Source organism: Mesorhizobium sp. PUT5 (genome assembly GCF_052216645.1).
Lineage (GTDB): Bacteria > Pseudomonadota > Alphaproteobacteria > Rhizobiales > Rhizobiaceae > Mesorhizobium.
On sequence record NZ_JBQOSO010000003.1, the window covers coordinates 477846 to 502916 of the forward strand.

At 66.9% G+C, this 25071-nt stretch carries 21 protein-coding genes; 11 read left to right on the forward strand and 10 right to left on the reverse strand.

The window, feature by feature from the left end:
• The first annotated feature begins 304 nt into the window (after window positions 1-304).
• Both ACTDI4_RS03860 and ACTDI4_RS03865 read left to right on the forward strand, forming a co-directional pair.
• Window positions 305-670: a septal ring lytic transglycosylase RlpA family protein gene (locus ACTDI4_RS03860; protein WP_442839900.1), complete on the forward strand. Its 366-nt coding sequence runs from the start codon at window positions 305-307 to the stop codon at window positions 668-670.
• A gap of 179 nt (window positions 671-849) precedes the next feature.
• A complete protein-coding gene (locus tag ACTDI4_RS03865; RefSeq protein ID WP_442839901.1) occupies window positions 850-1470 on the forward strand; it encodes a transglutaminase-like cysteine peptidase in 621 nt (206 codons plus the stop codon).
• Between the two features lie 105 nt (window positions 1471-1575).
• Here ACTDI4_RS03865 and katA read toward each other — a convergent pair whose 3' ends face one another.
• Window positions 1576-3078 carry a catalase KatA gene (katA, locus tag ACTDI4_RS03870; protein WP_442839902.1) on the reverse strand — a complete coding sequence of 501 codons (1503 nt, stop codon included), beginning with the start codon at window positions 3076-3078 and terminating at the stop codon, window positions 1576-1578.
• A 164-nt stretch (window positions 3079-3242) separates the two neighbouring features.
• Between katA and ACTDI4_RS03875 the strand changes: the two genes are divergently transcribed.
• The gene (locus ACTDI4_RS03875; protein ID WP_442839903.1) at window positions 3243-4187 is read left to right on the forward strand and encodes a hydrogen peroxide-inducible genes activator; all 945 of its coding nucleotides are present in this window, start codon (window positions 3243-3245) and stop codon (window positions 4185-4187) included.
• Here the strand turns inward: ACTDI4_RS03875 and ACTDI4_RS03880 are convergent.
• The 9 genes from ACTDI4_RS03880 to ACTDI4_RS03920 all read right to left on the reverse strand — a co-directional run bounded on the left by ACTDI4_RS03880 (window position 4174) and on the right by ACTDI4_RS03920 (window position 14622).
• The gene (locus ACTDI4_RS03880; RefSeq protein WP_442839904.1) at window positions 4174-5937 is read right to left on the reverse strand and encodes an AMP-binding protein; all 1764 of its coding nucleotides are present in this window, start codon (window positions 5935-5937) and stop codon (window positions 4174-4176) included. The genes ACTDI4_RS03875 and ACTDI4_RS03880 overlap by 14 nt on opposite strands.
• 430 nt (window positions 5938-6367) lie before the next feature.
• Window positions 6368-7078, reverse strand: a complete 711-nt coding sequence (gene hisG, locus ACTDI4_RS03885; RefSeq protein WP_442839905.1) for an ATP phosphoribosyltransferase — start codon at window positions 7076-7078, stop codon at window positions 6368-6370.
• Entirely contained in the window at window positions 7075-8220 is a 1146-nt protein-coding gene (locus ACTDI4_RS03890; RefSeq protein ID WP_442839906.1) for an ATP phosphoribosyltransferase regulatory subunit, read from the reverse strand. Before ACTDI4_RS03890 ends, hisG begins: the two co-directional genes overlap by 4 nt.
• A gap of 31 nt (window positions 8221-8251) precedes the next feature.
• Complete coding sequence (gene hisS, locus ACTDI4_RS03895; RefSeq protein ID WP_442839907.1) at window positions 8252-9763, reverse strand: histidine--tRNA ligase; 1512 nt, start codon at window positions 9761-9763, stop codon at window positions 8252-8254.
• A 142-nt stretch (window positions 9764-9905) separates the two neighbouring features.
• Window positions 9906-10619: an ABC transporter ATP-binding protein gene (locus ACTDI4_RS03900; RefSeq protein WP_442839908.1), complete on the reverse strand. Its 714-nt coding sequence runs from the start codon at window positions 10617-10619 to the stop codon at window positions 9906-9908.
• Window positions 10616-11377, reverse strand: a complete 762-nt coding sequence (locus ACTDI4_RS03905) for an ABC transporter ATP-binding protein (RefSeq protein WP_442839909.1) — start codon at window positions 11375-11377, stop codon at window positions 10616-10618. The genes ACTDI4_RS03900 and ACTDI4_RS03905 overlap by 4 nt, the downstream gene beginning before the upstream one ends.
• Window positions 11374-12357, reverse strand: coding sequence for a branched-chain amino acid ABC transporter permease (locus tag ACTDI4_RS03910; RefSeq protein ID WP_442839910.1), 984 nt, complete (start codon window positions 12355-12357; stop codon window positions 11374-11376). The genes ACTDI4_RS03905 and ACTDI4_RS03910 overlap by 4 nt, the downstream gene beginning before the upstream one ends.
• A gap of 14 nt (window positions 12358-12371) precedes the next feature.
• Window positions 12372-13244 carry a branched-chain amino acid ABC transporter permease gene (locus tag ACTDI4_RS03915; RefSeq protein WP_442839911.1) on the reverse strand — a complete coding sequence of 291 codons (873 nt, stop codon included), beginning with the start codon at window positions 13242-13244 and terminating at the stop codon, window positions 12372-12374.
• Between the two features lie 103 nt (window positions 13245-13347).
• On the reverse strand, window positions 13348-14622 hold the full coding sequence (locus ACTDI4_RS03920; RefSeq protein ID WP_442839912.1) for an amino acid ABC transporter substrate-binding protein: 1275 nt from the start codon (window positions 14620-14622) through the stop codon (window positions 13348-13350).
• A gap of 249 nt (window positions 14623-14871) precedes the next feature.
• On the opposite strand from ACTDI4_RS03920, the gene ACTDI4_RS03925 reads away from it, so the two are divergent.
• The 8 genes from ACTDI4_RS03925 to ACTDI4_RS03960 all read left to right on the forward strand — a co-directional run bounded on the left by ACTDI4_RS03925 (window position 14872) and on the right by ACTDI4_RS03960 (window position 25071).
• On the forward strand, window positions 14872-15825 hold the full coding sequence (locus ACTDI4_RS03925) for a sugar-binding transcriptional regulator (protein ID WP_442839913.1): 954 nt from the start codon (window positions 14872-14874) through the stop codon (window positions 15823-15825).
• Between the two features lie 201 nt (window positions 15826-16026).
• Window positions 16027-17340 (forward strand): ABC transporter substrate-binding protein, encoded by a 1314-nt coding sequence (locus ACTDI4_RS03930; RefSeq protein ID WP_442839914.1) that lies wholly within the window; start codon window positions 16027-16029, stop codon window positions 17338-17340.
• A gap of 206 nt (window positions 17341-17546) precedes the next feature.
• Window positions 17547-18419 carry a carbohydrate ABC transporter permease gene (locus tag ACTDI4_RS03935; RefSeq protein ID WP_442839915.1) on the forward strand — a complete coding sequence of 291 codons (873 nt, stop codon included), beginning with the start codon at window positions 17547-17549 and terminating at the stop codon, window positions 18417-18419.
• Window positions 18420-18431: 12 nt separating this feature from the next.
• The gene (locus tag ACTDI4_RS03940; protein WP_442839916.1) at window positions 18432-19256 is read left to right on the forward strand and encodes a carbohydrate ABC transporter permease; all 825 of its coding nucleotides are present in this window, start codon (window positions 18432-18434) and stop codon (window positions 19254-19256) included.
• Window positions 19257-19268: 12 nt separating this feature from the next.
• Window positions 19269-20267: an ABC transporter ATP-binding protein gene (locus ACTDI4_RS03945; RefSeq protein WP_442839917.1), complete on the forward strand. Its 999-nt coding sequence runs from the start codon at window positions 19269-19271 to the stop codon at window positions 20265-20267.
• A 42-nt stretch (window positions 20268-20309) separates the two neighbouring features.
• Window positions 20310-21782, forward strand: a complete 1473-nt coding sequence (locus ACTDI4_RS03950) for a mannitol dehydrogenase family protein (protein WP_442839918.1) — start codon at window positions 20310-20312, stop codon at window positions 21780-21782.
• A gap of 99 nt (window positions 21783-21881) precedes the next feature.
• Window positions 21882-23468 (forward strand): FGGY-family carbohydrate kinase, encoded by a 1587-nt coding sequence (locus ACTDI4_RS03955; RefSeq protein WP_442839919.1) that lies wholly within the window; start codon window positions 21882-21884, stop codon window positions 23466-23468.
• 202 nt (window positions 23469-23670) lie between these two features.
• Entirely contained in the window at window positions 23671-25071 is a 1401-nt protein-coding gene (locus ACTDI4_RS03960) for an MATE family efflux transporter (protein WP_442839920.1), read from the forward strand.

Below are 25071 nucleotides of genomic sequence, written 5' to 3' on the forward strand. Positions count from 1 at the left end.
TTGCAGCGGGCCGCAAGCTCTGTGGGCATTATCGGAATCGAGCCCGATCGTCACCTGAAGATCGGCGATCCCGACCGGCTGATGATCCATTCCCAGTCGTGACGATCGACTCCCGGTCACCTCGGAAGGCCGGACGAATTCTGAATGATTCCTTTCCAGAATCGCCAAAATTCTCTGACAAACTGTTTCCGGAGGACTCCAAAGTTGTTCCCGTATCTTGGAACAGCCGGCAGTTCGCCGCATTTGCTGCCTCATTTCCCGTCTTAACGGCTCCCATTCATTCAACGGAGCCAAGTCCTTCTGCATGAAGATCATCGAAAGCGCCGCGCTCGCCGCGGCAACCCTCGCTGCCGGCCTCGCGCTTGGCACTTCCGCTTCCCCCGCCGCCTCCGCCGCGCAATGCGGCCGCGCTTCCTGGTACGCCCTCCATTCCCGTACCGCTTCCGGCGAGCGCATGAACCCTTCCGCCCTCACCGCCGCCCATCGCTCCCTGCCCTTCGGCACGCGGCTGAAAGTCACCAACCAGCGCAACGGCAAGAGCGTGATCGTGCGCGTCAACGACCGCGGCCCCTTCGTGCGCGGCCGCATGCTCGACCTGTCGCGGGGCGCCGCCAGCCAGCTCGGCTTTGTCAGTTCCGGCCACACGGCTGTCTGCGTCGCCCGCATGTGATCCGGCCCTGCGGGACCGCAAGGCCGCACCGGCTCCGCTCGGAACCGGTCGCGTGTTGCAGAATGGACGCTTTTGCGCCCGTGCGGGTAACCATCCCGGCAATCCATCGCGAAGACGAATTGACACGCGCTGTAAAGCGCCCTTAACGTTTCGTTAACGAACAGGGGCGAGCGGGGACAATGAATTCCTCACCGGCGGCGTCGGGTTTGCGCTATTTGGCTGCGGCGATCGGGATGGCCGCTTTCGGTTGGGCTTCGGTGCCGGCCACTGCGGCCGGGGCGATGGCGACCGGCGGCCCGACATCGCAACCCATCGGCCATTACGACTTCTGCAGGGCCCGTCCGACGGAATGCTCGATCCGCCCGCGCGATCTGGCGCCGGCGCCGATGACGAACGCGCTCTGGCGCAAGCTTACCGGCGTCACCGCTGCGGTCAATGCAGCCGTCAGGCCGTTGAGCGACATGGAAATATACGGCAAGGAAGAGGTCTGGGCCTATCCCGACAAGGGCGTCGGCGATTGCGAGGACTATGTGCTGGAGAAGCGCCGCCGCCTCAACCGGCTCGGCATCTCGCTGGCCGATTTGCTCATCACCGTGGTGCGCAAGCCCGACGGCGAAGGCCATGCCGTGCTGACGGTGCGGACCGACCAGGGCGACTTCGTCCTCGACAACCTCACCGACAAGGTCCGTCCGTGGAACCAGACGGGCTACCACTTCCTCAAGCGGCAGGCCGTCGACAACACCGGCCGCTGGGTATCGATCCGCGACGGCCAGGCGGTGCTGGTCGGATCCGTGCAATAGGTCATCGCGCCGGCGACAGATCGGCGGCTCCGGCGCGACTTTCTTTCTCCCCATGAAAAAAGCGCGGATCGCTCCGCGCTTTTTCGTCTTTTCGGGCAGGCCGTCCTATTCGGCGGCTTCCTGCGGGGTGTTCTCGGTCACCGAGATCGCCGGCCGTTCCTTGCCGTCGGCGGCGGACAGCGCCTTGCGCACGCCGTTGCCGTAGTCTGGATGGATCTTGTCGAAATGGCCGAGCTGGCGCTCTACTATGAATTCCGGCACGCCGCCCATCGCGGCTGCGATGTTTGAGAACAGCCGGTTCTTCTGACCCTCGTCGAAGAGGTTGAACAGCGCGCGCGGCTGCGAATAGTCGTCATTGCCGATGCGGTGGTTGTAGCGGTCGGCATCGCCGGAGATGCGCAGCGGCGGCTCCTTGGCGGCGGGCTGCTCGACCGGTCCCCCGAAGGAGTTCGGCTCGTAATAGGCGTCCGGATTGCCGGTCTTGATGCCGCCATAGACGTTCATCTGGCCGTCGCGGTGATAGTGATGCACCTCGTTCTTCGGCTGGTTGACCGGGATCGACTCGTAATGCGTGCCCAGCCGGTGGCGATGCGCGTCCGCATAGGAGAAGACGCGGGCCTGCAGCATCTTGTCGGGCGAGAAGCCGATGCCCGGCACGATGTTCGACGGCGAGAAGGCCGCGTTCTCGATCTCGGCGAAATAGTTCTCCGCGTTGCGGTTCAGCTCCATGATGCCGATGTCGATGGGCGGATAGTCGGCATGTGGCCACACCTTGGTGAGGTCGAACGGGTTGTACGGCGTTTTTTCCGCGTCCATTTCGGGCATGATCTGGACCTGCACCTTCCAGCGCGGGAATTCGCCGCGCTCCAGCGCGTTGAACAGGTCCTCCTGCGTGGACTCGCGGGTCTTGCCGATGACCTTTTCGGCTTCCTCGTTGGTCCAGTGCTTGTGGCCCTGCATGGTCTTGAAGTGGAACTTCACCCAATAGCGCTCGCCGGCGTCGTTCCACAGCGAGAAGGTATGCGAGCCGTAGCCGTTGATGTGGCGCACGTCGGTCGGCAGGCCGCGGTCCGACATCAGGATGGTGACCTGATGCAGGCTTTCGGGGCTGAGCGACCAGAAGTCCCACATGGCGGTCGGCGAACGCATGTTCGTCTTGGGATGGCGCTTCTGGGTGTGGATGAAGTCGGGGAACTTAAGCGGGTCGCGCACGAAGAACACCGGCGTGTTGTTGCCGACCAGGTCCCAGTTGCCGTCTTCGGTGTAGAACTTGATGGCGAAGCCGCGCACGTCGCGCTCGGCGTCGGCCGCGCCCATCTCGCCCGCAACGGTGGAGAAGCGCAGGATGAGCGGCGTCTCGGCGCCCGGCTGGAGCGCCTTGGCCTTGGTGTATCTGGAAATGTCGCCGGTGATCTTGAGCGTGCCATGCGCGCCCCAGCCCTTGGCGTGGACGGCGCGCTCGGGGATGCGCTCGCGGTTCTGGTGCGCCAGCTTCTCGATGAGCTGGTAGTCCTGCAGAAGCACAGGACCGCGCTCGCCTGCCGTCAGCGAATTCTGGTTGTCCGCAATCGGCGCGCCGGCCGAAGTGGTCATGGTCGGTTTCGTCATGCTTGGCTTCTCTCCTTGGTTCTGGTCGGGTCGTCTCCGGCCTTGCCTCGCCTCGGCCTGCGCCGATGGGCCAACGCCCGGAAGAATCTGGAATGATTCTAGACTAGGCTGCCGCGCCCATAAAAGCAAATTGCCTTTCCTGTTCGCTGCGATAATCTATCGTTATGATACGCGTCACATTGCGCCAGATGGAATATTTCGACGCGCTCGCGCAGACCCTGCATTTCGGGCGCGCGGCGGAGTTGATGGGAGTAAGCCAGCCGGCCCTGTCCTCCCAGGTCGCCGAGATGGAGGAGAGGCTGGGCTGCATGCTGTTCGACCGATCCGGCCGCGTGGTGCGCATGACCGGCGAGGCCGAGGAACTGAGGCCGCGTATCGAGCGCATTCTTGCAGAAGTGCGCGAGATGGAGGCGGCCATGCATCGCGACCGTCTGGCGATGGCGGGCCGGTTCCGGCTGGGCATCATCCCCACCGTTGCGCCCTTCCTGCTGCCCGCCATTCTGCCGGAGCTGAAGCGGCGCCATCCTTCGCTGCTGATCGAGATCCGGGAGGCGGTGACGGCCGCGCTGGTGGAGGAAACCTCGGCGGGTCGGCTGGACGGTTTCATCGCCGCCTTGCCGCTGGATTTTCCAAGCATCGCCGCACAGGAACTGTTCTGCGACCGTTTCTTCCTGGCCGTTCCCGCCGCCGACCCGCATCTCGTCGCCCCGCCGGTCGCGCCGGAAAGCGCGGTGCTGGAGCGGCTGATGCTGCTGGAGGACGGGCACTGCATGCGCGACCAGGCGCTGGCCGTCTGCGGGCGGGTGCGCCCGGCCACCATGACCAGCTACCGCGCCACCAGCCTGACCACGCTGCTGCAGATGGTCTCGCACGGCCTCGGCGTCACGCTGCTTCCGGAAATGGCGCTCGAGCCGGCCCAGGGCTTGCGCGGCGTCCGCGTCCTGCCCTTCATCGAGCCGGCGCCCTCCCGCACCGTTTGCCTCGCCTGGCGTCGCAACGGGCCGCGGCAGGGCGAATGCCTGGAGTTGGCGGGCTTTATCCGGGCCATCCACGGCGGCGCGCCGGCGCCCGCGCCGGGTGCGGATGCCGAAATGCCTATGCCGTCCTGACGTCGGTCAGGCCCAGTTCCTCCATCATCGCCTCGCGCATGAGGAATTTCTGTGCCTTGCCGGTCACCGTCATCGGCAGGCTGTCCTTGAAGCGCACGTAGCGCGGCACCTTGTAGCGGGCGATCTGGTCGGCGCAGAACGCCTTGATGTCGTCCTCCGTCAGCGTCTGGCCCGGCACGGTCACGATCCAGGCGGCCAGTTCCTCGCCATATCTGGCGTCGGGCACGCCGAACACCTGTACCTCCTTCACCTTCGGGTGCCGGTACAGGAACTCCTCGATCTCGCGCGGATAGATGTTCTCGCCGCCGCGGATGACCATGTCCTTCACGCGGCCCACGATGTTGCAATAGCCTTCCCCATCCAGCGTGGCGAGGTCGCCGGTGTGCATCCAGCCTTGCTCGTCGATGGCTTCGGCCGTCTTCTCCTCGTCCTCCCAATAGCCCTTCATCACCGAATAGCCGCGGGTGCACAATTCGCCCGGCGCGCCCACCGGCACGGTCCGGCCCTCGGAATCGACGATCTTGACCTCGACATGCGGCTGGATACGGCCGACGGTGGAGACGCGCTTTTCCAGCGGATCGTCCACATTGCTCTGGAACGACACCGGGCTGGTCTCGGTCATGCCGTAGGCGATGGTCACCTCGCCCATGTGCATCAGCGACACCACCTTCTTCATCACCTCTATGGGGCAGGGCGAGCCGGCCATGATGCCGGTGCGCAGGCTGGAAAGATCGAAGCCTGCGAAGTCCGGATGGTCGAGCATGGCCACGAACATGGTCGGCACGCCGTAGAGGCCGGTGCAGCGCTCCTGCGCCACCGCCTGCAGCGTCGCCCCGGCGTCGAAGCCTTCGCCGGGGAACACCATGGTCGTTCCCTTGGTCACGCAGCCCATCGAGCCCATCGACATGCCGAAGCAATGATAGAACGGCACGGGGATGCAGAGGCGGTCGTCCTCGGTCAGCCTGATCGCCGCGGTGACGAAGTTGCCGTTGTTGACGATGTTGCGGTGGCTGAGCGTGGCGCCCTTCGGCGCTCCCGTCGTGCCGGAGGTGAACTGGATGTTGATGGCCTCGTCGGGCCGCAGCGTCGCGGTGATGGCGTCGAGCCGCTCATATTCGTCGCGGCCGGCCATGGCCAGCACGTCGCCGAAGTTCAGCATGCCGGGCGTGCTGTCCTCGCCCATGCGGATGACGATTTCCAGCGACGGCAGCCGCGCCGCGGAGAGCTTGCCGGGCTCGGCCGCATGCAACTCGGGCGCCAGCCTGGCCAGCATGTCCAGATAGTCCGAGGCCCTGAACTGGGCGGCCGTCACCAGCGCCCGGCAACCCACCTTGTTCAGCGCATATTCCAGCTCGGCCAGACGGTAGGCGGGGTTGATGTTGACCAGGATCAGCCCGGCGCGCGCGGTCGCGAACTGCGTCACCAGCCATTCCCAGCGATTGGGCGACCAGATGCCGATGCGGTCGCCCTTGTCGAGGCCGAGAGCAAGCAGCCCCGCGGCGAAAGCGTCCACTGTCTCGCCCAGTTCGTCCCAGGAAAAGCGCTTGTCCTGGGCAAGGAAAACGGCCGCGTCGCGCGGGCCCTGCCTGCGCACCGTCTCGGCCAGCAGCTCGGGGATGGTCTTTTCGAGCAGCGGCGCCGAACGGTCGCCCGCCACATGCGAAAGGCCGTCGCGCGGCGCGATGAAGGTTGCCGCGGCCTCGTCGCGGCCTTGTTCGGCCGTGCCGGGAACTGGCTGGTCGGTCGCCATATGGGTCTCCTCCGCCTGGGCATGGAACCGGCAACCGGAACCTGGCCCAAAATTTTGATGCCCGGCAGCACCCCTGCGCCGTCGACAGCCTAGCAGTGCGCGCGGCCGGCGCAAATCCCCGATGGGTGGAAAGAATGCCGACCCGGCCATTTCACGGGTGATTTGAAAATCGGTGGGCCCAAAAGCATGACGCCCGCCGCGGGAGGAGGTGCGGCGGGCGTCATATAGGTCGGCCAGGCATCGGGAGGAGGAGATGCTGGCCGTATCCACCGGGTTCTGGGAGGAGGAAGTCCCCGGCGGAATTCGATGAGGCCTGTATAGGCGGGATCGGCCCGTAGTTCCATTGCGTATTTGGAATGGAAGCCCTGCGTTTTGTGCAATGCAGCAGGACGAGGCGCATGACCCCGCTGCTTCGCAGCGTCGAGCGCCTTCAGCCGCTGCGGCCGACCGCGGCCGCCACCCTGACCGCGATATCGCGCAGGCAGGCGGCATCGGCATCCGTGCGTTCCCGGCGCGAGGCGACGAGACAGGCCTGGGAGGCCAGCACCACGCCGTCGGCCAGCACCTTGAGGCGGTTGGCGCGCAGCGTCGAGCCGCTGGAGGTGATGTCGACGATGATGTCGGCCGAGCCGGCCGCCGGCGCGCCTTCGGTGGCGCCGAGGCTTTCCACGATGCGGTAGACCTGAATGCCGTGCTTGCCGGAAAAGAACTGCTGCGTCAGCCGCCAGTATTTGGTGGCGATCCTGAGGCGGCGGCCATGGCGCTGGCGGAAGTCGGCGGCCACGTCGTCCAGATCGGCCATGGTGTCGACGTCCAGCCACATGTCGGGCACCGCCACCACGACATCGGCATGGCCGAAGCCGAGCCGCGCCGCGATCTCGGCCCGCGCCTGCCAGTCGGCAAGGGTTTCGCGCAGCAGGTCCTCGCCGGTGATGCCGAGGTCCACGGCGCCCTGGCCGATCTCGCCGGCGATCTCGGAGGCCGACAGAAACGCCACGTCGATGTCGTCGCGCCCCTCGACGCGGGCGTGATAGCGGCGCTCGTCCTGCGGCAGGCGCACGGCAAGCCCGGCGCGCGCCAGCACCTCCAGCGCCTGCTCCTTCAACCGCCCCTTGGAGGGGATCGCCAGCGTCACGCTCATCGCGCGTCCTCCCGCAGGGCCTCGACCCGGTCGAGCCAGACGGAGAAGCCGACGCCGGGAATGGGCGCTTCCGCGCCGAGCAGCGTCAGCAGCCGGTCGTAGCGGCCGCCGCCCGCCAGCGGACGGTCGTGGGCAGGTTCGGGGGAGCCGTCGCCGTCCCGTGCCGCGATCTCGAACACCAGGCCGGTATAGTAGTCGAGCGGCCGGCCGAAGGCCGCGTCATAGCTGATCGCTTCGCCCGCCAGCCCGTGTTCCGCGATCGCCGCGGCGCGCGCCGCAAAGATCTCCAGCGCCGGCCCCAGCGACAGCCCGGCCTCGGCGGCGAAATCCGCCAGCGCGGCGGTGGCGTCGGAAAGCGGCGCCTCGATGGCCAGAAAAGCCTTCAGGGCCGAAAACGCCTCTTCGGAAAGCCGCACGCTGCGCAATTGCGCCTTCTCGATCAGCCGGCGGGCGATGTCGGCCGGCGTGCGCCCGGCGGAAGCCGGCAGGCCGGCCTCCTCCATGCCCCCGGCGATGTGGGCGCTCAGGCCTTCCATGTCGGCATCTGCGGCCAGGGCCGCCACCTCGGCCGGCAGGCCGCCATTGCGCGGCGGGTCGGCAAGGTCGGCCAGGGCTGCCTCCAGCATCTGGTGCGAGCCGAAGGCGCGGGCCAGCCGCATGCGCCAGCCGCGCGGCAGGCCGAGCGCGGCCAGCACCGCCTCGAACACCGACTGGTCGCCGAGCGTGACGGCGAGCGCGCGGCCGGGCAGCGCCCGGCAAAGCAGTTCATGCGCATCCGCCACCGAACGCGCATCGGCGGCCGCCGTCTGCGGGTCGCCCAGATCCTCGATGCCGGCCTGGAAGAACTCGTTGCCGCCCTCCCGGCGCTGGCGGAACACCTCGCCCAGATAGGCATAGCGGCGCGGGGTGCCGGCCTGGGCGGCGATGTGGTCGAGGCACACCGGAATGGTGAATTCCGGCCGCAGGCACAGGCTTGCCCCGGTCTCGCTCTCGGTCAGGAAGATGCGGCGGCGCAGATCCTCGCCGGCGATGTCGAGAAACGGATCGGCCGGCTGTAACACCGGCACCTCGACCATGGCGGCACCCCGCTCGGCGAAGAGCTTGGTCACCTCGGCGGCGACGGAGGGATAGCGCGGGATCATGGGCGGCGTGGCCCCCGGCAGGCGGCCTTGTTCATTGTCCTGCCTGTCTGCGGTCTTCGGCCTGGGCGTCGAGGATCTTGCGCACCTCGGCCACCAGATCGGCCTCTGCGACGGTTGCCTGCGCCGGGCGCGCGGCGCGCCATTCGGCGTTGTCGGCGATCTCGGCCGACAGGCGCGCGCCCTCGATCAGGTCCTTGAGCTGCACCTCGCCCCGGGCACGCTCGTCGCCGCCCTGGATCACCGCCACCGGGCTGCCGCGCCGGTCGGCATATTTGAGCTGCGCCTTCATGCCGGCGCCGCCGAGATACATTTCGGCGCGGATGCCCGCCTTGCGCAGGTCCGACACCATCTTCTGGTAGCGGCCGAGGCTTTCCGTATCCTTGTCCATCGCCAGCACCACCACGGGCGCCACAACGTCGGACATATCGAGCTTGCCGAGGTTCTTCAGCGCCGTCATAAGGCGCGAGACGCCGATGGAAAAGCCGGTGGCCGGCACCGGCTCGTTGCGGAAGCGCGACACCAGCCCGTCATAGCGGCCGCCGCCGCCGACCGAGCCGAAGCGCACGATCTTGCCTTCGTCGTTGGGAATCTCGGCCAGCAGTTCGGCCTCGTAGACCGGGCCGGTGTAATATTCGAGCCCGCGTACGATGGACGGATCGATGTTGACGCGGCCGTCGTCATAGCCGGCGGCGGCCAGCATGGCGCCGATATCGGCCAGTTCCTGCACGCCCTCGGCGCCGCGGGCCGAGCCTTCCACCGCCCCTTTCATCTTGTCGAGCGTGTGGGCGAGATCGCCCGCCGCGGCGGATGTGAGCAAGAGTACCCGATCGGCCTGGCCGTCCTCCAGCCCCGCGCCCTTGGTAAAGTCGCCGCTTTCGTCGAGCCGGCCCTTGCCCAGAAGTGCGCGCACGCCGTCGGCGCCCACCTTGTCCAGCTTGTCGATCGCGCGCAGCACCGTGAGCCGGCGCCCGGCATTGCCGTCGCCGCCGAGGCCGATCGCCTCCATAACCCCGTCGAGCACCTTGCGGTTGTTGACGCGGATGACGTAGTCGCCGCGTTTGATCCCCAGCGCTTCCATCACGTCGGCCATCATCATGGCCATCTCGGCATCCGCCGCCACGCCGGGCGTGCCCACCGTGTCGGCGTCGAACTGCATGAACTGGCGGAAGCGCCCCGGCCCCGGCTTCTCGTTGCGGAACACCCAGCCGGAGCGGTAGCTGCGGTAAGGCTTCGGCAGCCGGTCGTAATGCTCGGCCACGAAGCGGGCCATCGGCGCGGTCAGGTCGTAGCGCAGCGACAGCCATTGCTCGTCGTCGTCCTGGAAGGAGAAGACGCCCTCGTTGGGCCGGTCCTGATCGGGCAGGAACTTTCCGAGCGCGTCGGTATATTCGATCAGCGGCTGGTCGACCGGCTCGAAGCCGTAAAGCTCGTAGACGGAGCGGATCGTCGCCATCATCTTCTCGACCGCGCGGATGTCCTCCGCAGTGCGGTCGACCAGGCCGCGCGGCAGCCGCGCCTTCATCTTTTCGGACCGGTCAGCCATTTTTTCTCGCCGTCTTCCTGCGCTCTCGTCGATCGCGGCATCCAGGTAACCTGGACGACCGGGGACAGCGGCGTCCTAGCGGAAGCGGCGGGGTGCGGCAAGGGCGAACGGGCCTGCAAGGGCGGCGATTGGCGGCGTTCGCCTACGCGCCGCCCATATAGATGTCCATGATCTGGCGGTCGTCGCGCACGTCCCCGGGCGTGCCCTCGAAGCGCGTCTCGCCGGCGGCGAGGATATAGAGCTTGTCGGCGATCGGCATGGCTTCGCGGATGTTCTGCTCCACCATCAATATGCCGATGCCCTGGGCGGTGAGCCCGGTGATCCGTTCCAGCGTCTCGATCACCATGGCCGGCGACAGGCCGGCGGACGGCTCGTCGAGCACGATGAAGCGCGGCTCCGAAACCAGCGCGCGGGCGAGCGCAAGCATCGCCTGCTCGCCGCCGGAGAGCGAGCCGGCCGCCGTGCGCCGCCGCCGCGCCAGCGAGGGATATTGACCGATCAGCGCCTCGATGCGGCTTTCCACCAGCCGCTTGTCGGCAATGGCATAGCCGCCCATGCGCAGGTTCTCCATCACCGTCAGGCGCGGGAACACGCCGCCGCCCTGCGGCATCAGCACCAGCCCTTGCCGCACCACTTCGTGGACGGGCAGTTGCGACAGCACCGCGCCGTTCAGGCTGACGCTGCCTTCCCATGCCGGCAGCGCGCCGGCGATCGCTTTGAGCAGCGTGGACTTGCCGCAGCCGTTCGGCCCGAAGATGCAGGTGATCTCGCCGGCCTCCGCCGTCAGCGACACGCCGTGGACAATCTCCTGCTTGCCGTAGCCTGTGACGATGTTTTCGGCGGCGAGCCTGGTCATTGCGGACGTCCCAGATAGGTCTGCATGACTTCGGAATCGCGCACGATGTCCTCGAAGACGCCGCTGGTCACCACGCGCCCCGAATCCATGACGATGATGCGGTCGCATACGTTGCGCACCATCTCCATGTCGTGCTCGATGACGAGGAAGGAGATGCCGCGCTCGCGCAGCCGGGCGATGGCTTCCAGTATGATCTTGCGAATGTTGGGGTGAACGCCCGCCGTCACCTCGTCCAGCAGGATGAGGCTCGCCTGGCGCATGACCACGCGCCCGAATTCCAGCAGCTTCTGCTGGCCGCCGGAAAGGTCGGAGGCGCGGTTGTCGGCGACGGGCTCCAGCTTGAGCAGGGAAAGCGTGTCGGCCGCCCGCTCGTGCGCGCCGGGCCAGTGGCCTTGCGCGGCGGCGGCCAGGAGGTTCTCGGTCACCGTCATGTTGTCGAACATGGCCGGGATCTGGAAGGTGCGCGCAAGCCCCAGCCGCGCGATGGCGTGCGCGCTCATGCCGGCGATCTCGTGGCCGTCGAAGCGGATCTGGCCGCGGTCGGGTTTCACCGTGCCGGCCACGAGGCTGAACAGGGTGGACTTGCCGGAGCCGTTCGGGCCGATCAGGCCGGCGATCTCGCGGCGGCCGACCTCAAGGCTGACGCCGTTGGCGGCCTTGATGCCGCCGAAGTGCCGGTAGAGGTCGCGCACGGTTAGGATCGGGTCGGCGGCCCGGCCCGCGTCCTTCATCGGCATGATTTGGGGCGCCGCGCTCATCGCTGCCCTCCGGCGCCGCCGACGAGCTTGCCGACCGCCTTGTCCAGCACGGTCACGGAGCGGGCGCCGCGGCGGGCGAACAGGCCGGCAATGCCGTTGGGCAGGAACAGCACCACCAGCACGATGGCCGCGCCGAGGATGGCGATGTAGAAGGCCGTGTCGCCCCAGTTCATCCAGATCAGCCGGTTGACCACGAAAAGCCCCACGCCGCCGATGGCCGGCCCCCACAGGCTGCCCAGCCCGCCCAAAAGCACCATCACCACCATCTGGTCGGTGATGTCGCCGCCGAATACGCTTCTGGGATTGATGAAGGTGACCCAGTAGGCGAAGATCGAGCCGAACACGGAAGCCGTCACCGCGCTCAGCACGAAGGTCTGCAGCTTTACGAGCGCAGTGTTGATGCCCATCGCCTCCGCCGCCGGCTCGTGGTCGCGCAGGGCCTTGACCTTCAGGCCGAAGCGCGAGCGCTCGAACAGCGCCCAGGTCAGCAGGTAGGTGAGGGCGGCCGCGCCGAACATGGCGAAGTAGAAGAAGCGCTCGTCGAGGAAGGGCGGCAGGCCGAGGCCGCCTATGCCGCCGGTGAAGTCCACCACGGTGGCGAACTGGATGAGCACCTCCGCGAACGCCCAGGTGGCGATGGCGAAATAGGCGCCGCGCAGGCGCAGCGTCGGCGCGCCGATGATGACGGCGAAGATCGCCGTCACCACGATCCCGGCCGGAATGGTGGCGAAGAAGGGCAGGCCGAGCGGGTCGCCCATCAACAGCGCCGTCACATAGGCGCCCAGCCCGAAAAAGGCCGAATGGCCGAAATTGATGTAGCCGGCATAGCCGCCCAGAATGTTCCAGGAGCAGGCCAGACCCGCCCACATCAGCGCGCCGGTGGCGATGCGCAGCCAGTAGTTGTTGACCGTGAAGGGCAGCAGCGCCAGCACCGCCAGCGCCGCGATCAGGATGACAAGGCCGGCCCAGCTTCGCTTCATGGTCGGGCCCACCTTCACAATCCGCGCTGGAGTATCCCGCGCGGGGACACCAGAAGGACCAGGAACAGCGTGGCGAAGATCGCCAGCAACGAATAGCTGGAGCCCACATAGGTGGACACGTAGGCCTCGATGACGCCCAGAAGCAGCGCCGCCACCAGCGCGCCGCCGACCGAGCCGAGGCCGGCGAGCACCGCCACGAAGAAGGCGAACAGCGTGTAGCGCAGGCCGACTTCCGGATTGACGGAATAGATGGAGCCCATCAGCACGCCGGCCATGGCGGTGATGCCGGCATAGAGCCCGTAGACATTGGCGCTCAGCCTGCGGATGTTGACGCCCATCAGCGCGGCGTTCTGGCGGTTCTCGGCCGTGGCCCGGATCGCCAGCCCGTAGCGCGTGCGGTAGAGGAAGATGAAGAGCCCGCCGGCGATGACGACGGCGAAGACGGCCGCCGCCACGCGGATCAGCGGCACCGTCACCGGGCCGATGGCGAGGCTCTCGCCGCTCAGCGCCGTCGGCACGCTGCGGGTGTTGAAGCCCCAGAAGGTCAGCATGCCGCCGCGCAGCAGCGTGAACAGGCCGAAGGTGAGCGCCAGCGCCATCAGTTCCGGGCGCGCCGTACGGCTGTTGCGGACATTGTAGAGGATCGGCCCGATCAGGTAGCCGACCGCCCCGAACAGCACGAAGGCCACGGGAATGGCCAGGAAGCCGTCCACGCCGAGCCCCGCCGCCATGTAGTAGGCGAGGTAGCCGCCCAGCACCACCCAGCCGCCCACGGCGAAGTCGATGACGTGCAGAACGCCGAAGGCGAGCTGGAAGGCTATTGTGAAGGTGGCGATGACGCCGCCGATCAGAAGTCCGTTCAGCAGGGTCTGGAGAAAGAGGTCCAACGCGACACCGTCCGTCTGTCAGAATACCGGGAAAGCACGGCCGGCGGCGGCTCCGCCGACGGCGAGGCGGGCGATCCTGCCGCCCGCCCCGCCGGAACGCGGCTTATTTCCATGCCGGCAGCGGGTAGATGAAGGGCGCGGCCGCCGCTTCCTTCGGCCCGACCGCAACCGTCTTGCCGTCCTGAATCTGGATCAGCACCGGCACCGGCTGGACATTGTCGTGATAGTGGTTGCCTTCCTTCTCGAACTTGATCGGCCCGTAGAAGGTATGGATGTCGGTCTCGGCGATCGCGTCCTTCAGCGCCACGCGGTCCTCCGGCTTGAGCGCCGGCTTCTTGCCCAGCCGCTTCAGCGCGTCGCCCAGCACCAGGCCGCTGGCCGCGCAGCCGGCTTCCGTGTAGTCCGGCTCCGAGCCCGACTTCTTCTGCGCCATTTCGGCGAATTCCTTGGCCGTGCCGAACAGATCGTCCTTGTAGGGCACCGTCGGCAGCCACACCGCCACGCCCGTCGTGCCGTCGGCGTCCGCGCCCAGCGCCTGGGCGAAGGCGGGATTGGTGACGCCGTAATGCATGATCAGCGCCTTCGGCCGGAAGTTGAGCGATTTCGACGTCTTCACGACATTGATGAGCGGTTCCTCGTGGCCGCCCACGGCGACGATGTCGGGATTGAGCGCGGCGATCTTCGAGATGACGGGCGTCAGGTCGCCCTCCGGCGGCACCAGCTCATAGGCAACCAGGTCCAGGCCGGCGGCCTTGACGCCGTCGCGGAAACCTTCGCCCGTCTCCTTCGAGAACGGCTCGTTGACGCCGATCACCGCGATCGTCTTGGCCTGCGGGTTGGACAGCTTGGCCAGCACCGCCAGCGACATGCCGGACGTGGTGTCCACGGACGGGATGATGCCGAAGTTGAACTCGGGCTTGGCCTTCCACACGTTCGGCGATTCCGCCGAGCCGGAGATCATCGGCACCTGGTATTTCTGGCAGATCGGCTGCACGGCGATGGTCGAGCCGCTGGTATAGGGCCCGAACAGCACGTCCACCTCGTTCTGCACGATCAGCCGCTCGGCGGCGTCGGCGCCGGTCGCCGGGTTGCTCTGGTCGTCGCCGTAGAACATGTCGACCTTGAAGCGATCGCCGCCGACCTCCACGCCGCCCTTGGCGTTGATGGCGTCGGCCCACAGGTCGTAGCCGCGCTTGGTCAGGTTGCCGCCCAGGATGTTGTCGCCCGACAGCGAGGTGATGACGCCCGCCTTGAAGGTCGGCGCCTGCGCCCGCGCCGTGCGCACGAAGGGCATTCCCAGCATGCCGGCCGCGAACGCGACGGCGCTGCCGCCGAGGAAGCGGCGACGTGAAAAACTTCTGCTTTTGGTGGACATCATGCAACTCCCCTTCATCCATTTGTCATTTTGGATTGTCAGATCGGAAACTGCGGTTTTTTTCATACCATCACATGTCTGCCGCCGCCGCAACAGGAGCTTGCGGCGGCGGCGCGATGCCTGAGGGTCGGATTGCATCCGTCTCGGGCGCGAGCGGATTTCTCACTTGGCGATGCGAGCAATTGTCGTTTGAAATAGATAATTGCGCAGCAATGAAATCCTTGGCAAAGTAGCGCTTCGGAGGAAGTGCGGATGAGTGCGCGGCAGGACAGCGTGAGCACGCGGCTCGATGATGCCGCCCGGGCCGGATGGCTCTACTACGTCGCGGGCAACACGCAGGATCAGATCGCTGCCAAGCTCGGCATCTCGCGGCAGACTGCGCAGCGCCTGGTTTCGCTCGCCGTGTCCGAAGGGCTCATCAAGGTGCGCGTCGATCATCCGATCGCGCAATGCCTGGATTTTGCCCAGCATCTGCGTTCGCGCTTCGCGCTCGACCTGGTCGAGGTGGTGCCGAGCGATCCCGATTCCAGTTCCACGACCATCGGCATCGCCGGCGCGGCAGCGGCCGAGATCGAACGGCGCCTGCGCTCGGAGCGGCCCATCGTCATGGCCATTGGCACCGGCCGCACGCTGAAGGCGGCGATCGAGCAGCTTCCGCCGATGGAATGCCCGCAGCACAAGGTGGTGTCGCTGACCGGCAACATCTCGCCCGACGGCTCGGCCGCTTTCTACAACGTCATCTTCACCATGGCCGACCGCATAAAGGCGCGGTCCTTCCCCATGCCGCTGCCGGTCATCGCCTCGTCGCCGGAGGAGCGCGCGATGCTGCTCGGCCAGCCGATGATCCAGCCGACGCTGGCGCTGGCCGCGCGTGCCGACGTCACTTTCGTCGGTATCGGCGACCTCGGCCCGAAGGCGCCGCTCTACGAGGACGGCTTCATCTCCGAGAGCGAATTGCGGGCGCTGCAGAAGGCCGGGGCCGTCGGCGAGATCGTCGGCTGGGTGTTCGATCGCGAAGGTCGCATGATCGACGGCATCACCAACGAGCGCGTCGCTTCCGCCCCGCTGCCCTCCCGCGAGAAATCTCTGGTGGTGGCACTGGCCATGGGCGAGCGCAAGCTGCCCGGCATCCTTGCCGCCGTGAACCGGCGCCTGGTCAACGGCCTCATCACCGACGAGCGCACCGCCGCAGCCCTGCTCGGCTGAGCGGCTCTTCCCGTTCCGGCATTTTCGCCCGTTTCCACTCGACCGCCGCGCCCTATCTCACGCGATGGGGCGACTGGACGACCTGCGGGTCGCGCCCTTCGTGTGCGGCGCAGCAACGAATCCGCCTTGACATAAATCACAGAGAGTGAGTAATTGCCCACAGAAACAGCAAATGCTCACTTTGTTTCGGGAGGAATTTTCATGAAACTGCGCACCCTCGTCCTCGGCCTGTGCTCCGCGAGCGCGCTCGCTTTTGCCGCGCATGCCGAAACCATCACCATCGCCACGGTCAACAACGGCGACATGATCCGCATGCAGAGGCTGACGGACGACTTCAAGAAGAAGAACCCCGACATCGACGTGCAATGGGTGACGCTGGAAGAGAACGTGCTGCGCGAGCGCGTAACCACCGACATCGCCACCAAGGGCGGCCAGTACGACATCGTCACCATCGGCAATTACGAAGTGCCGATCTGGGCCAAGCAGAGCTGGCTGCTGCCGCTCGACAATCTGGGCGCGGACTACGACGTCGACGATCTTCTGCCGGCGATCCGGGGTGGCCTGACGGTGGACGGCAAGCTCTATGCCGCGCCGTTCTACGGCGAATCCGCCATGGTCATGTACCGCACCGACCTGTTCGAGAAGGCCGGCCTGAAGATGCCTGACAAGCCGAGCTGGGATTTCATCGGGGATGCGGCGCGCAAGCTCACCGACCGCTCGGCCGGCATCAGCGGCATCTGCCTGCGCGGCAAGGCCGGCTGGGGCGAGAACATGGCTTTCCTGACCGCCATGAACAATTCCTTCGGCGGGCGCTGGTTCGACGAGAAGTGGCAGCCGCAGTTCGACCAGCCCGAATGGAAGGACGCGCTGACGTTCTACGTCAACCTGATGAAGGATGCCGGGCCGGAGGGCGCCTCCTCCAACGGCTTCAACGAGAACCTGACGCTGTTCCAGCAGGGCAAGTGCGGCATGTGGATCGACGCCACCGTGGCCGCCTCCTTCGTCTCCGACCCGAAGAACTCGACCGTGGCCGACAAGGTCGGCTATGCCATCTTCCCGAACAAGGAAGGCGTCGACAATCACGGCAACTGGCTGTGGTCGTGGAACCTGGCCATCCCCGCCTCCTCGCAGAAGGCGGCTTCGGCGGAGAAGTTCGTTTCCTGGGCCACCGACAAGGCCTATACCGAACTGGTCGCCTCCAAGGAGGGCTGGGCCTCCGCACCTCCCGGCACCCGCACCTCGCTCTACAAGAACCCGGAATACCAGAAGGCCGCGCCCTTCGCCGGCCCGACGCTGGCGGCCATGGACGCTGCCGACATCACCAAGCCGAGCGTCAAGCCGGTGCCCTATACCGGCGGGCAGTTCGTCGCCATCCCCGAGTTCCAGGGACTGGGCACCACGGTGGGCCAGCTCTTCTCGGCAGCCCTTGCCGGTCAGATGTCGGTGGACGACGCGCTAGCCCAGGCCCAGTCCGCCTCGGTGCGCGAGATGACCAGGGCCGGCTATATCAAATAGGGCTCCTCCCGGCGCCTTCGGCCGCCCGGCATCTGTGCGGGCGGCCGCTTTTGGGGCATGCTTCCGAAACGCGCAGCGGTTTTCGGAGAAGGGCAGCGCTCCGGCAAGGAGACAGCTCAGGATGACGGTTCGAGGGAACGGCATCCTGATTCGAAGATGACGGCGTCCCGTCTCGCGCAGGATCGTCGAACCAAGGGGAAGGAGCCATGGCGACTCGACAGACCCGCACCCTGGCGCGCCTGATGATGGCGCCTTCGGTCGTCCTGCTGTTGATCTGGATGGTCGTGCCGCTGGCCATGACGCTGTGGTTCTCCTTCCTGAACTACAATCTGCTCAACCCGGCCAATGTCAGCTTCACCGGTCTGTTCAACTACCGTTTCTTCTACACCGACCCCGCCTTCTTCCAGTCGATCTGGAACACGCTGGTCATCGTCGTCGGCGTCCTTCTCATCACGGTCATCGGCGGCATCGCGCTGGCGCTGCTGCTCGACCAGCCCGTCTTCGGCCAGGGCATCGTGCGCATCCTGGTGATCTCGCCCTTCTTCGTCATGCCGCCGGTGGCCGCGCTGATCTGGAAGAACATGATCATGCACCCCGGCTACGGCGTGTTCGCCGATATCTCGCGGTCGCTCGGCATGAGGCCGGTCGACTGGTTCGCTTCCTATCCGCTGTTCTCGATCGTGCTGATCGTGGCCTGGCAATGGCTGCCCTTCGCCACCCTGATCCTGCTCACCGCCCTGCAGTCGCTCGACACCGAGCAGAAGGAAGCGGCCGAGATGGACGGCGCCGGCCCCGCCAGCCGCTTCATCTATCTCACGCTTCCCCACATGTCGCGGGCCATCACCGTGGTGATCCTCATCCAGACCATCTTCCTGCTGGCGGTCTATGCGGAAATCCTGGTCACCACCAATGGCGGCCCCGGCTATGCCACCACCAACCTGCCGTTCCTCATCTACCGCACCGCCCTTCTGGGCTATGACGTGGGCGGCGCCTCGGCCGGCGGCATCATCGCGGTCGTGCTGGCCAACATCGTCGCCATCTTCCTGATGCGCGCCGTCGGCAAGAACCTGGATCGTTAGGGGAGAAAGCGCATGGCACGCATGGTTTCCACACGCAGCAGGATCGGCTGGACGGTGCTGGCCTGGGCGGTCGCGCTGCTGCTCTTCTTCCCGATCCTCTACGCCATCGTCACCTCGTTCAAGACCGAGCCGGAGGCGATCGCCGGGTTCAACCTGATCCCGTCCGGCACGCTGGAGAGCTATCGCGAGGTGCAGGCGCAGTACAATTACTTCAAGCCGTTCCTCAATTCCGTCATCCTGTCGGTCGGCTCCACCATTCTGGCGCTGATCGTGGCCATCCCCGCGGCCTGGTCGATGGCGTTCTCGCCGACCAAGCGCACCAAGGACATCCTGATGTGGATGCTGTCCACCAAGATGATGCCGGCGGTGGCCGTGCTGGTGCCGATCTATCTCCTGTTCCGCGACTGGGGACTGCTCGACAGCCGCATCGGGCTGACGGTCATGCTGATGCTCATCAACCTGCCCATCGTGGTGTGGATGCTCTACACCTATTTCCGCGAGATTCCGGGCGAGATCCTGGAGGCCGCGCGCATGGACGGCGCCACGCTGTGGGGCGAGATCGTCTATGTGCTCACCCCCATGGCGGTGCCGGGCATCGCCTCCACGCTGCTGCTCAACATCATCCTGGCCTGGAACGAATCCTTCTGGACCATCCGGCTCACCACCACCAACGCCGCGCCGCTCACCGCCTTCATCGCCTCCTTCTCCAGCCCGCAGGGGCTGTTCTGGGCGAAGCTTTCGGCGGCCTCGACGCTGGCCATCGCGCCCATTCTCATCATGGGCTGGTTCTCGCAGCGTCAGCTCGTGCGCGGGCTCACCTTCGGCGCGGTGAAGTAGGAGAGAAGCGACATGGGCAACATCGTCCTGAGGAATGTCAGCAAGTCCTTCGGCGCGACGACCATCATCCCCGACATCGACCTCGAGATCGAGGACGGCGAGTTCGTGGTCTTCGTCGGCCCGTCGGGCTGCGGCAAGTCCACACTGCTGCGCCTGATCGCGGGGCTGGAGGACACCACCTCGGGCACCATCATGATCGACGGGCGCGACGTCACCAACGAGGCGCCGGCAAGGCGCAAGCTGGCGATGGTGTTCCAGTCATACGCTCTCTACCCGCACATGACGGTGGCCAGGAACATCGCCTTCCCGCTCAAGATGGCCGGCGAAAGCAAGGACATGATCGACAAGAAGGTGGCGGAAGCCGCCCGCGTGCTCAATCTCAGCAACTATCTGGAACGCCGGCCCGGCCAGCTTTCCGGCGGCCAGCGCCAGCGCGTGGCCATCGGCCGCGCCATCGTGCGCCAGCCCACCGCCTTCCTGTTCGACGAGCCGCTCTCCAACCTGGACGCGGCGCTTCGCGGCACCATGCGGCTGGAGATTTCCGAATTGCACCAGCAGCTCAAGACGACGATGATCTACGTCACCCACGACCAGGTCGAAGCCATGACCATGGCCGACAAGATCGTGGTGCTGAACGCCGGCAACATCGAGCAGGTCGGCACGCCGCTGGAGCTATACCGCAAGCCGGCCAACCTGTTCGTGGCCGGCTTCATCGGCTCGCCGCGCATGAACTTCGTCGACGGCCCGGCCGCCTCGAAACATGGCGCCGTTCGCGTCGGCATCCGCCCCGAGCACATCGCCATCTCCACCACGGCCGGCGAATGGAAGGGCACGGTGGGCGTGGCCGAGCACCTGGGCTCCGACACCTTCGTCCATGTCCACACCGACGGCCAGGGCACCATCAATGTGCGCGCCGACGGCGAGGTCACCGTCAACCACGGCGACACGGTCTACCTTACGCCGGACGAGCGCCGCATGCACCGCTTCGACGCGGAGGGAAGGGCGGTGTGAGGCCGCAGGGATGCGGAGGGGGCCTTCACAGCGAGACATGCCATGACCACGAAACTCTCTGACAAGACGCTCGCAGCCCTTCCCTCCGGGGTCGCCGGCCCGAAATACGACCGCGCCGCGCTGACCCCCGGCATCCTGCATTTCGGCGTCGGCAATTTCCATCGCGCCCACCAGGCCGTCTATCTCGACGATCTGTTCAACAAAGGCGCCGGCCATGACTGGGGCATCGTCGGCGCCGGCGTATTCGCCGCGGAGCGGGCCGCGCGCCAGAAGCTGGCCGCGCAGGACTGGCTGACCACCGTCGTCGAGCAGGACGAGAAGGGCCGGTCGGCCCGCGTCACCGCCGCCATGATCGACTTCGTGGAGCCGGCGGAAATGTCCGCCACGATCGCCCGGCTGGCCGACCCGCGCATCAGGATCGTGTCGCTGACCATCACCGAGGGCGGCTATTTCATCGACCCGGCCTCGGGCCGCTTCGACCCGACCCATCCGGGCATCGTGGCCGATGCCGGCGATCCGGCCAACCCGAAGACGGTGTTCGGCCTTATCCTGGCGGGGCTGGTGCAGCGCCGGCGCAACGGCATCGTGCCCTTCACGGTCATGTCCTGCGACAACATCCCCCACAACGGCCGGGTCGCCGCCGACGGCGTGATCGGCCTTGCCAGGCTGGTCGACGACGAACTGGCCGACTGGGTGGGCGAGCAGGTCGCCTTCCCCAATTCCATGGTCGACCGCATCACCCCGGTCACGACCGACCGCGAGCGCGCCATACTGGCCGGCGAATTCGGCCTGGATGACGCCTGGCCGGTGTTCTGCGAACCGTTCCGGCAATGGGTGCTGGAGGACCGCTTCACCGATGGCCGGCCGGCGCTGGAAGAAGTCGGCGTGCAGTTCGTGGGCGATGTCTCGCCCTATGAGCTGATGAAGATACGCATCCTCAACGGCGGCCATGCGGCAATCGCCTATCCGGCCGGGCTGATGGACATCCATTTCGTGCACGAGGCCATGCAGGAGCCGCTGGTGCGCGGCTTCCTTGAAAAGCTGGAGCGCGAGGAGATCATCCCCACCGTGCCGCCGGTGCCCGACACCAGCCTGGAGGAGTATTTCCGGCAGATCGACCACCGCTTCTCCAATCCGGAGATCGGCGACACGGTGCGCAGGCTCTGCCTCGACGGTTCCAACCGCCAGCCGAAATTCATCATTCCCACCATCGCCGACCGGCTGAAGGCGGGGCAGGGCATCGCCGGCCTGGCGCTGGAATCGGCGCTGTGGTGCCGCTACTGCTTCGGCACCACCGATTCCGGCGCGGCCATAGAGCCCAACGACCCGAACTGGGACCGCATGCAGGAAACCGCCCGGGCGGCGAAAGACGATCCCGCCGCATGGCTTGCCATGGACGACATCTACGGGGACGTCGGCCGTTCCTCCGTGTTTATCGGTGCATTCTCGGCAGCGCTCGGCAGCCTGTGGGCGGACGGTGCGCGCGCCGTGCTGGGGCGCTATCTGGCCGGGTAGCCGTTCCCGGCCGGCAAGGGCGGCTTGCCTCCCCATGCCGGCACCTTATAGTCTCGCTCGACGCCGCCGCGTGGCCTTGGGAGCGAAAGAAGCAACGTCTTGAACAACGGAATCGTCTGCGCTGTCGATGTCGGCACCGGGAGCGCTCGCGCCGGCATCCTTGATGCCGCGGGCCGGATGCTTGGCCGGGCCGAGCACCCGATCGCCATGAACCGGCCGAAGCCGGACCATGCCGAGCACGACTCGCAGGACATCTGGGCGGCCGTCTGCACTGCCGTGCGCGGCGCGCGCGAAAAGGCCGGCGTCGCCGCCGCCGAGGTGGCCGGCATCTCCTTCGATGCCACCTGCTCGCTGGTGGCGCGCGACCGGCATGGCAGCCAGCTCAGCGTTTCCACCGGCGGCGAGGATCGCTGGGACACCATCGTGTGGCTCGACCACCGGGCGCTTGCCGAGGCCGACGAATGCACTGCCAGCCGCCACCGGGTGCTCGACTATATCGGCGGGGTGATGTCGCCCGAGATGGAAACGCCCAAGCTGATGTGGCTCAAGCGCAATCTTGCGCAGACATGGTCGCGGGCGGGCTATTTTTTCGATCTGGCCGACTTCCTGACCTGGAAGGCGAGCGGCTCGCTGGCGCGCTCGCAATGCACGCTGACGGCCAAATGGACCTATCTGGCGCATGAGGAGCCCGGCTGGCAGCGCGATTTCTTCGCCCAAGTCGGGCTTGCCGATCTGTTCGAGCATGGCGGCCTGCCGGAGCGCGCCAGCCCGGTCGGCACCGATCTTGGCCCGCTCACCGCCGACGCGGCGTCCGCGCTGGGCCTCACCGGGAACTGCCGCGTGGGTGCGGGTCTGATCGACGCCTATGCGGGTGCGCTCGGCGTGCTGGGCGGCTTCGCCGGCGACAAGAAGAATATCAGCCGGCACCTGGCCCTCATCGCCGGCACGTCGAGCTGCGTCATGGCCATGTCGCAGCACCCGCGGCCCTTCGCCGGGGTGTGGGGGCCGTATTTCGGCGCCGCGCTGCCCGGCCTGTGGCTCTCGGAAGGCGGCCAGTCGGCCACCGGCGCGCTGCTCGACCACATCATCCGCTGGCATGGCGCCGGCGGCGAGCCGGATGCTGCCATGCACGGCAGGATCGCCCGGCGCGTGATGGAACTGCGTGCGGCGGAAGGCCCGGACTTTGCCGGCCGCCTGCACGTGCTGCCCGATTTCCACGGCAACCGCTCGCCGCTGGCCGATCCGCACGCCGTCGGCGTCATCAGCGGGTTGAAGCTCGATTCCTCCTTCGACAGCCTGTGCGCGCTTTACTGGCGCACGGCGGTGGCGATCGCGCTCGGCCTGCGCCACGTGCTGGAGGCGCTGAACGAAAACGGCTACCTGATCGATACGCTGCACATCACCGGCGGCCACACCCGCAATCCGCTGCTGATGGAGCTTTATGCCGATGCCACCGGCTGCGCGGTGGTCGAACCGCTGGCCGACGAGGCGGTGTTGCTGGGCACCGGCATGGTGGCGGCCACCGCAGCCGGCCTCTATGGCGATCTTGCCGCCGCCTGCACGGCCATGCAGCAGGGCGGGAAGATGCGCTCGCCCGGTCCCGACGCAGCCGCGCGCTTCGACCGCGACTACCGCATCTTCCTGGAGATGCATCGTCAGCGGCGGGCGCTGGACGCCATCGTCTGAGGCGTGGCCCATTCTTTTCCTTGCCGGCTCCCCTTGCCATATCCGGCGCTTGCGTGCACAAACCCTGGCCTTGCGCGTGGCCATGCGGTGCACGCGCGCTGAAGTTGAACAAGCAAAGGCGGCGCAGCGCTCCATTTCGACGCTCGCTGCCGGACGTGCGGCTTCCGGCTTTGCGCCGACGCGCCGCGGCCGGAAGAACAAGATGTCTGCGATCCAGGCCGGCGCCCGCGCACCGGCAAATCTTTGGCGCTCCGAAATCAGGGCCACCGTCGCGCTGGCGTGGCCCATGGTTCTGACCAATCTCGGCCAGACCGCCATGACCGCCACCGACGTGATGATGATGGGGCGGCTGGGGCCGCAGGCGCTCGCCGCCAGCGCTCTCGGCTCGAACCTCTATTTCATGCCGATGATCTTCGGCCTCGGCCTGATCCTCGCCACCTCGCCGATGATGGCGACGAAGCTCGGCAGCATGCCGCATTCGGTGCGCGACCTGCGCCGCACCGTGCGCCAGGGCCTGTGGCTGGCCGTGTTCGCCGCCGTGCCCATCTGGCTGTTCCTGTGGCACGGCGAGGCGGTGCTGCTGGCCATGGGGCAGGAACCGGCGCTGGCCCACCAGGCCGGCATCTACCTGCGCTGGCTGCAATGGGCGGTGCTGCCCTTCTACGGCTATATCGTGCTGCGCTCCTTCATCTCGGCATTGGAGCGCCCGGGCTGGGCGCTTGTCATCGTCTTCCTTGCGGTGGCCTGCAACGTGCTGCTCAACTGGATGTTCATTTTCGGCAATCTCGGCGCGCCGGCCATGGGCATTGCCGGCTCGGGTTTCGCCACCACGCTGTCTTCGGTGCTGATGTTCGCCGGGCTTGCCCTGGTGGTCGTGGTCGAGAAGAAATTCCGCCGCTACCAGATTTTCGGCCGCTTCTGGCGTTCCGACTGGCCCCGTCTGCGCACGCTTTTGCGCCTGGGCCTCCCCATTGCCGGCATCCTGGCCTTCGAGGTCACGATCTTCAACGTTTCGGCCCTGCTCATGGGGCTGATCGACGCCGATTCGCTGGCCGCCCACGCCATCGCCACCCAGATCGGCTCGATCAGCTTCATGGTGCCGCTGGGCCTCAACCAGGCCGCCACGGTGCGCGTCGGGCTGGCGCATGGCGCGCGCAATCCCGAAGGCGTCAGCCGGGCCGGATGGACCTCCTTCGTCATCGGCGTGTCCTTCATGGCGCTGACCGGGCTCGCCATGATCCTGGCGCCGCACCTGCTGATACGCGCCTTCATCGATGTCGCCGATCCCGCCAATGCCCATGTGATCGGCCTTGCCGTGTCGTTCCTGGCGTTTGCGGCGCTGTTCCAGGTCTTCGACGGCGCGCAGGCGGTGGCGGCCGGCATGCTGCGCGGCCTGCACGACACCCGCGTGCCGATGATCTACGCCGCCATCGGCTACTGGGGCGTCGGCCTGCCGCTCGGCGTGCTGCTGGCCTTCCATTTCGGCATGGCCGGCATTGGCATCTGGATCGGGCTGGCGCTGGGCCTGGCGGTGGTGGCGGTGCTGCTTCTGGCGCGGTGGCTGCGCCGTGACCGTCTGGCGCCGGCCGCGGCGTTCAGTTGA

Bases quoted from the DNA above. Each gene is read 5' to 3' on its own strand.
- ACTDI4_RS03900 (WP_442839908.1), bottom strand. From the start codon at position 10,619: ATGACCAGGCTCGCCGCCGAAAACATCGTCACAGGCTACGGCAAGCAG.
- ACTDI4_RS03945 (WP_442839917.1), top strand. From the start codon at position 19,269: ATGGGCAACATCGTCCTGAGGAATGTCAGCAAGTCCTTCGGCGCGACG.
- ACTDI4_RS03930 (WP_442839914.1), top strand. From the start codon at position 16,027: ATGAAACTGCGCACCCTCGTCCTCGGCCTGTGCTCCGCGAGCGCGCTC.
- ACTDI4_RS03950 (WP_442839918.1), top strand. From the start codon at position 20,310: ATGACCACGAAACTCTCTGACAAGACGCTCGCAGCCCTTCCCTCCGGG.
- hisG (WP_442839905.1), bottom strand. From the start codon at position 7,078: ATGAGCGTGACGCTGGCGATCCCCTCCAAGGGGCGGTTGAAGGAGCAG.
- ACTDI4_RS03925 (WP_442839913.1), top strand. From the start codon at position 14,872: ATGAGTGCGCGGCAGGACAGCGTGAGCACGCGGCTCGATGATGCCGCC.
- ACTDI4_RS03890 (WP_442839906.1), bottom strand. From the start codon at position 8,220: ATGATCCCGCGCTATCCCTCCGTCGCCGCCGAGGTGACCAAGCTCTTC.
- ACTDI4_RS03920 (WP_442839912.1), bottom strand. From the start codon at position 14,622: ATGATGTCCACCAAAAGCAGAAGTTTTTCACGTCGCCGCTTCCTCGGC.
- katA (WP_442839902.1), bottom strand. From the start codon at position 3,078: ATGACGAAACCGACCATGACCACTTCGGCCGGCGCGCCGATTGCGGAC.
- ACTDI4_RS03940 (WP_442839916.1), top strand. From the start codon at position 18,432: ATGGCACGCATGGTTTCCACACGCAGCAGGATCGGCTGGACGGTGCTG.
- ACTDI4_RS03960 (WP_442839920.1), top strand. From the start codon at position 23,671: ATGTCTGCGATCCAGGCCGGCGCCCGCGCACCGGCAAATCTTTGGCGC.
- ACTDI4_RS03910 (WP_442839910.1), bottom strand. From the start codon at position 12,357: ATGAAGCGAAGCTGGGCCGGCCTTGTCATCCTGATCGCGGCGCTGGCG.
- ACTDI4_RS03875 (WP_442839903.1), top strand. From the start codon at position 3,243: ATGATACGCGTCACATTGCGCCAGATGGAATATTTCGACGCGCTCGCG.
- ACTDI4_RS03905 (WP_442839909.1), bottom strand. From the start codon at position 11,377: ATGAGCGCGGCGCCCCAAATCATGCCGATGAAGGACGCGGGCCGGGCC.
- ACTDI4_RS03880 (WP_442839904.1), bottom strand. From the start codon at position 5,937: ATGGCGACCGACCAGCCAGTTCCCGGCACGGCCGAACAAGGCCGCGAC.
- ACTDI4_RS03860 (WP_442839900.1), top strand. From the start codon at position 305: ATGAAGATCATCGAAAGCGCCGCGCTCGCCGCGGCAACCCTCGCTGCC.
- ACTDI4_RS03865 (WP_442839901.1), top strand. From the start codon at position 850: ATGAATTCCTCACCGGCGGCGTCGGGTTTGCGCTATTTGGCTGCGGCG.
- hisS (WP_442839907.1), bottom strand. From the start codon at position 9,763: ATGGCTGACCGGTCCGAAAAGATGAAGGCGCGGCTGCCGCGCGGCCTG.
- ACTDI4_RS03935 (WP_442839915.1), top strand. From the start codon at position 17,547: ATGGCGACTCGACAGACCCGCACCCTGGCGCGCCTGATGATGGCGCCT.